Below are 415 nucleotides of genomic sequence, written 5' to 3'. Positions count from 1 at the left end.
GCAAAGCGGCGTGACCTCGTTGTCGACTGGCCTGAACACCACGAACAGCAACGTGGCGAGCCTGTCGACGTCGGCTGCGGCCGGTATCAGCTCGGCGCAAAGCGGTGTGACCTCCCTGTCGACGGGCCTGAACACGACCAACAGTACCCTCGGTGCGCTGTCGGCCCAGGAGTCGACCGATGTGGGCTCGTTGTCGACCAGCGTGAATACCACCAGCAGCAACGTGGCGAGTCTGTCAACTTCGGCTGCGGTCGGCATCAGCACGGCGCAAAGCGGCGTGACCTCCCTATCGACGGGCCTGAACACCACGAACAGTAACGTGGCGAGCCTGTCGACTTCCGCTGCGGCCGGCATCAGCACGGCACAAAGCGGCGTCAGCTCGCTGTCGACAAGCCTGACCACGACCAACAGCACC

Annotated in this window: 1 pseudogene; it reads left to right on the top strand. The window is 64.3% G+C overall.

Annotated elements, in window-relative coordinates:
• Nucleotides 1–19: 19 nt before the first annotated feature.
• Nucleotides 20–415, top strand: a pseudogene (locus U5798_RS36960) (membrane-anchored cell surface protein); the annotation flags it as partial.

Source organism: Burkholderia sp. BCC1972 (assembly GCF_905339605.1).
In the GTDB taxonomy this organism is placed as follows: domain Bacteria; phylum Pseudomonadota; class Gammaproteobacteria; order Burkholderiales; family Burkholderiaceae; genus Burkholderia.
This window is presented reverse-complemented; position numbering and strand designations above follow the sequence as displayed.